This is a genomic window from Okeania sp. SIO2B9 (genome assembly GCF_010672505.1).
Classification (GTDB): Bacteria; Cyanobacteriota; Cyanobacteriia; order Cyanobacteriales; family Microcoleaceae; genus Okeania; species Okeania hirsuta.
Window position 1 is genome coordinate 1 of record NZ_JAAHGK010000728.1, and the last position, 3,941, is coordinate 3,941.

Consider the following 3,941-nt stretch of genomic DNA (forward strand, 5'->3'; position numbering starts at 1 on the left):
CAAAAGAGGCGGTTCCACCTTTAATTAATATCATTACAAATACTGGTGAGGATATTGATGTTCTTTGTAGTGCAATTGAAGTATTAGGAAACATACAATCAAAAGAGGCGGTTCCACCTTTAATTAATATCATTACAAATACTGGTGAGGATATTGATGTTCTTTGTAGTGCAATTGAAGTATTAGGAAACATACAATCAAAAGAGGCGGTTCCACCTTTAATTAACATCATTACAGATACTGATACTAATAGTTCTCTTCTAGAGATAGCAATTAGAGCATTAGGAAACATACAGTCAAAAGAGGCGGTTCCACCTTTAATTAACATCATTACAGATACTGATACTAATAGTTCTCTTCTAGAGATAGCAATTAGAGCATTAGGAAACATACAATCAAAAGAGGCTATTGAATCTTTAATTAACATCATCACAGATACTAATACGGATAGATATGTTCGTAGGATTGCAATTGAGGCATTACTAGGAATAGAGCCTGAGCAGTATCAGGGTTATTCCATTACACATTGGACAAATCTATTGAGCAATAGGATCAGAAATAGGTAAAGCTTTATCATTTTCTTTGTGGGTTTAATACCCCACCGTCTACACGGTGTTCAAAATTACTTGGGGTGAGAATCCATAAGTAATTTTCCTCCTGTCTCCTGTCTCCTGTCTCCTGTCTCCTTCTTCAAGACTTTTTACGGTTTCGTACCATGAAAGTAGCGATTGCAAATAAAGTCGCTTTTTACTATAATTATAGTCACCTCTATTACTGTGTTTCTGGCTTTTCCAGACACAGATAATGCCAAGTCCAATGAATTGTACTAGCACTTTTTATTGGTATTAATATACTGTATTTCCAAAAAATGTTTAAAGATTTCCCACAGCAAAACTTGCAAGGTGGTACTGTCAAAAGTCAAGATAATGCTAATTTTAGCCATAGCAAGATTCAGGGACGAAACTTTTCTCAAGCTATGCTTGTTAGTGGAAATTTTCGTTATGCCCAAGCTGGGCTAAAAATAAGTTGGTTGCTGATTTTAGGAACAATTTTATTATTTTTAGCAATGCTAGGTGGATTTATCTGTGGCTATGCAGGAGCTTTTATAGGTAGTATATTGAAATGGAAAGGTCTAACTTGGATAGGACCATTATTAGTCCTTGGTTTTGGATTAATTTTATTCTTGGGTTTTATTTTAATCACAATTTATAGAGGTATAGGTACGGCTTTATGGCTTTTTACTATAATTGTACTCACCTCTATTGCTATGTTTATGGCTCTTCCAGGCACAGATGATGCCGGAGCTGATGCCAGAGCAGACGCAATTTTACTAGCATTTTGTATTGGTATTAATATTTCAGGGGTATTGTTAGAGGCAATTGCGATCGCAGTGATGAGAATTTCATTCCCAAACAGAATGTTATTATTATTGATTCAATTTGTAACTCTAGCTACAGCAATACTGGGAATAATAGCAGCGACTCAGGAAGAGGATAAAAATTTGCTCTACACTTCAGCTGTTGTCAAAATTTTGGCCATTGCAATTCCTGCCACGATAACTTTGCTCGCTCTAAGTCTTTTTATTGGTTGCCGTGCTGTGGTTGGCGATCGCAAATACGCTTTGATTAGAAATATTGCAATTATTCTATGTAGCTATGGAGGAACTAGCTTTTACGAAGCAAATTTAACTGATGCCAACTTCTCTGGTGCCAGTCTCAAAAACACTAATTTGAGAAAAGCTATTCTCACTCGCACTTGTTGGTTAAATGCTAAACACCTAGACAAAGCTAGAGTTGAAGGAACCTACTTAGAAAATAAAATAATTCGTCAATTGGTTGTAACAGGTAACGGACGAGATCAGAACTTTGACAATTTAGACTTACGGGGATGTAACTTACGATACGCTGACTTAACTGATGCTAGTTTCATTGGTACAAAGTTGAGCGAAGCTACTTTAGAAGGGGCAAACTTAACAAGAGCAAAACTTGTGAAAGCTCAACTGTACGGTACTAACCTAACAAATGCAATACTAACAGGTGCTTGTATTCAGGATTGGGCAATTTCCCTGGATACCCAATTTGAGGGGATTAAATGCGATTATGTTTATATGCGCTTAGAAACAAAAGAAGACCGCGACCCTTGGCGCAAACCAGACAACCGCAATGAGATTTTTAAAGATGGAGACTTTAGCAGTTTTATCGCCCCTATTATCAAAACTAAACAACTTTATCAAACTCAAAATGTAGACCCACGGGAAGTAGCAGAAAATTATTCAATTTTAGATATATTTCACCATGAAGGAGTAGACCCCAGTGCCGCAGCAATAGCTTTTCAAAGATTAATCGAAAAATATCCAGAATCAGGATTACAAGTTCTTTCAATTGAAGGGCGAGGTAATGAAATAGTTCACTTTCAAGCACAAGTTACTGATGATGTTGACCGCTCATTTCTCAGTCAAGAATATAATGAAATTTATCATCAAATAAAATCAGGAAGTTATCCAGATTTATTAGCACTTTTAGCTGGAGTAGCGGAAAAAGACAAACATATTATTGAGCTGAGAAATTTATTAGAAACAGCCTTAAAGCAGAACAAATTTTATGTCGAAACCTATCAAGAAACCCGGAATATTGAAGTCCAGAAAGGTGATTATCGAGAGACTTCTGTTAATGATCGAGGGAGTTATTTTGAAGGGGATACTCATCATAACTCCCCAGAGAAGGAAAGGGAAATAAACTAGCAACCTTTCTGGTAGAATTTGTTTTTATTTTCCTTGATTGTTGGTATTTTTCCACTCTTCCAAAGCACCAATCACAAAACTTGCTGCCGGATGATTTAAAGTTTGCTCAAAAACACTCATACCACCAGCTTTTAAAGCACTAAAAACCCGATTCATCAAAGCAGGATTAGTTTCAATTTTCTCAATTACTTCCCCTGCTATTTTCATATTTCCAGTCATTGTATCAGTAGGGTTATTTTTGCTTAGTTGTTCCAGCAATTGTTGAATTTCATTAGCAGCATCAGCCAGGTTTTGTTTTTCTGCGGAATTATTATAGTAATCTCCTTCAACATAACTTCCTTGGTCATTAATAGTTGTCTCACGATAATCACCAGTTCCAATTTGTATATTACGTTCACCAGTCATTGTTTTATCTCCTTGATTAGAAGTATTAAAATCAAATTTATTACGAGGTATAAAAGTCGCAGTTTTAGGAATTGAATTTTCGCTATTTTTAGCAGACAACTGAGGAATTAACTCTTGAGGTATTCCTGCAATCATAATAGCATTACATCCTAACTGATAAGCAAAATCATAAGTTTGTCCAGCTCCCAAAGCATCATAAAAAGCCACAGCAAATTCAATTGCAGCTCTATCATTTATAGCCTGACTCATACCAATCACATAATTAATATATTTAACTATTTCTTGAGCTTGATACTCTGAATAACAAGCATTCAGAACAACACATTCTACCTGTTCCGAAAATAATTGAAAAAGTCCGGCAATAGCTTCAGTATCAACTAATTTTTGAGACCCAGTTTCATCCTCAAAAACTAAACCATCATGGCCTGCTCCATGTCCGCTAAAATGAACAATATTCGGTTGATAATCTAAAATAGCTCTACGAATATCTCTATATCGAGTAGCTTCCGCAGATTCAATTAAAAATAAATCTCTAGAAGGCGATCGCCTCAATCCTTCTTTTATTTCTCGCATTTCTTCATCTAACCTTAAATAACTTGTACTTTTAGGATTAGCTGATAAAATTAATATTTTCCGATAAGTAGCATGATTATTCATAAACTAATACCTCGTGAAGTTCTCTCCCGTTAAATCAAAGATTATAACCGGAGCTTCTCAACAAACAAAGAAGTTTCTTGTTTTGCTGGCTGACCAATATCTAAGCCTCCACAAGCAGACAAGATGATACCCACCTCGT

The 3,941-nt window shown here is 35.7% G+C and carries 4 protein-coding genes; 2 read left to right on the forward strand and 2 right to left on the reverse strand.

What is annotated here, in order from left to right:
• Positions 1-566, forward strand: a 566-nt coding sequence (locus F6K13_RS22350) for a HEAT repeat domain-containing protein (RefSeq protein ID WP_287288422.1), incomplete at its 5' end; no start/stop codon positions are given.
• Between the two features lie 39 nt (positions 567-605).
• Here F6K13_RS22350 and F6K13_RS22355 read toward each other — a convergent pair.
• Positions 606-833 (reverse strand): hypothetical protein, encoded by a 228-nt coding sequence (locus tag F6K13_RS22355; RefSeq protein WP_124145972.1) that lies wholly within the window; start codon positions 831-833, stop codon positions 606-608.
• A 35-nt stretch (positions 834-868) separates the two neighbouring features.
• Here F6K13_RS22355 and F6K13_RS22360 point away from each other — a divergent pair, with 35 nt between their 5' ends.
• Positions 869-2,740, forward strand: a complete 1,872-nt coding sequence (locus tag F6K13_RS22360; RefSeq protein ID WP_287288423.1) for a pentapeptide repeat-containing protein — start codon at positions 869-871, stop codon at positions 2,738-2,740.
• A gap of 24 nt (positions 2,741-2,764) precedes the next feature.
• Here F6K13_RS22360 and F6K13_RS22365 read toward each other — a convergent pair whose 3' ends face one another.
• Positions 2,765-3,802, reverse strand: coding sequence for a CHAT domain-containing protein (locus F6K13_RS22365; protein WP_287288424.1), 1,038 nt, complete (start codon positions 3,800-3,802; stop codon positions 2,765-2,767).
• Positions 3,803-3,941 lie beyond the last annotated feature (139 nt).

Coding starts and splice junctions, on each gene's coding strand:
- F6K13_RS22360 (WP_287288423.1), top strand. CDS start 869: ATGTTTAAAGATTTCCCACAGCAAAACTTGCAAGGTGGTACTGTCAAA.
- F6K13_RS22365 (WP_287288424.1), bottom strand. CDS start 3,802: ATGAATAATCATGCTACTTATCGGAAAATATTAATTTTATCAGCTAAT.